Source organism: Pseudoroseomonas cervicalis ATCC 49957, assembly GCF_000164635.1.
GTDB lineage: Bacteria > Pseudomonadota > Alphaproteobacteria > Acetobacterales > Acetobacteraceae > Pseudoroseomonas > Pseudoroseomonas cervicalis.
On sequence record NZ_GG770913.1, the window covers coordinates 1 to 1,923 of the forward strand.

2 protein-coding genes are annotated in these 1,923 nt (G+C 71.5%); both read right to left on the reverse strand.

Annotated features, from left to right (window positions below):
• Positions 1-25 precede the first annotated feature (25 nt).
• Positions 26-1,255, reverse strand: coding sequence for a dual-specificity RNA methyltransferase RlmN (gene rlmN, locus HMPREF0731_RS20290; protein ID WP_007006095.1), 1,230 nt, complete (start codon positions 1,253-1,255; stop codon positions 26-28).
• Between the two features lie 5 nt (positions 1,256-1,260).
• Positions 1,261-1,776, reverse strand: a complete 516-nt coding sequence (locus tag HMPREF0731_RS20295) for an invasion associated locus B family protein (RefSeq protein WP_007006096.1) — start codon at positions 1,774-1,776, stop codon at positions 1,261-1,263.
• Positions 1,777-1,923: the final 147 nt, after the last annotated feature.

Consider the following 1,923-nt stretch of genomic DNA (forward strand, 5'->3'; position numbering starts at 1 on the left):
CGCGCCGCCTCCCCGGACGCGGCGCTCACGCCGCGTCGGCCTTGGACGCCTCGGCGCCGGCGGGGCGCTGGCGCTTCGCCCGCTCGCTCTCGGTCTTCAGCTGGCCGCAGGCGGCCAGGATGTCGCGCCCGCGCGGCGTGCGGATCGGCGAGGCGTAGCCCGCCTCCTGCACGATGCGCGCGAAGCGGTGGATCGCGTTGTTGGAGGAGGTCTCGTAGGGGCTGCCCGGCCAGGGGTTGAACGGGATCAGGTTGACCTTGGCCGGGATGCCCTGGAGCAGCCGCACCAGCTCGCGCGCATCGGCCTCCGAATCGTTCACGCCCTTCAGCATGACGTATTCGAAGGTGATGCGCCGGGCGTTGGAGGCGCCGGGATAGCGCCGGCAGGCGGCCATCAGCTCCTCGATCGGGTATTTGCGGTTCAGCGGCACGATCTCGTCGCGGATGTCGTTGCGCACCGCGTGCAGCGAGACGGCAAGCCCGACGCCGAGTTCCGCCCCGCAGCGGTCCATCATCGGCACCACGCCCGAGGTCGAGAGGGTGATGCGCCGGCGCGACAGCGCGATGCCCTCGCCATCCATGATGATGCGCATCGCCTTGGCGACGTTCTCGTAGTTATAGAGCGGCTCGCCCATGCCCATGATGACGATGGTGGAGAGCAGCCGCGGCGTGCCGTCGGTCGGGCTCGGCCATTCGCCATAGGAATCGCGCGCCGCCATGAACTGGCCGACGATCTCGGCCGCGCCCAGGTTGCGCACCAGCTTCTGCGTGCCGGTGTGGCAGAACTTGCAGGAGAGGGTGCAGCCGACCTGGGTGGAGACGCAGACCGCGCCGCGATCCTCCTCCGGGTCGGGGATGTAGACCGTCTCCACCTGCTGGCCGTCGCGGAAGCCGAACAGCCACTTCCGGGTGCCGTCGGTGCTGGTCTGCTCCGTCGTCACGCCGGGGCGGCCGACCACGAAGCGCTCCGCCAGCTTGCCCTGCATCGCCTTGGCGATGGTGGACATCTGGCTGAAATCGGTCACGCCCTGGTGGTAGATCCAGTGCCAGAGCTGCTTGGCGCGGAACGGCTTCTCGCCGATCGCGACCATTTCGGCCACCAGCTCCTCCCGCGACAGGCCGACCAGGTCGCGCCTGCCATCCGCCAGGGTGGCGGGCGGCGGGGCGAACAGCGCGGCCTTGGCCAGGATGCGGGCGCGCTCGGCCTCGTTCAGTTCGGCCATCGGCGCGGCAGTCGGGGGGGCGGTGTCGGTCATGCGGTTTACCGGCGGCCTGCCGGACACTCCTTGCTGATGGCCTCATAGGCCGCGGTGAAGCCGGACAGGGAAAAGGTGTCGGTCGCCGTGCCGCGGCCCTGCGGGCCCTGGCCCTTGGCCACCGCCTGGGCGCCGGCGCGGAAGGCGGCCACGGCGCGCGCGCCCTCGCGGGCGAAGGCGTTGTCCTGCGCCGTGTAGAACTCCAGCTCGGTGCTGCCCACGGTCACGCTGACCTCGGCATTGCGGGCATAGGTGTAGCCGGCGCGCAGCGCCACCTGGTCGCGCCCCTGCGGCCGGTGCGTCACCGTCAGCATGACATTCTGCCGGCTGCCGCCCCCCTCGGAGCGGCTGGCGCGGGCGAAGGCGTAGCAGACCTTGCGGCCGCCCTCGGTATAGGTGGCCGCCGTCCAGTCCTGGAAGGTGCCGAGCGCCTGCGGGCGCTGCTGCTGCGCCATGGCCGCGCCCGAGACCAGGCCGAGCGCCGCCGCGAGGGACAGGAAGAGAGGGAGATGCCGTGCCATGGCCGTCAGATAAGGCCTTGGCCCTTCCTATCGCAACCGCACAAACCCCTTACCCGCCCCGCATTTTTCTGTCGGCTGCCGGTCAGGGCCGCGACGGCGCGCGCTGCATGGCGGCCGGGCGCCGGGGCCCTGGGGAGGCGGGCGGGG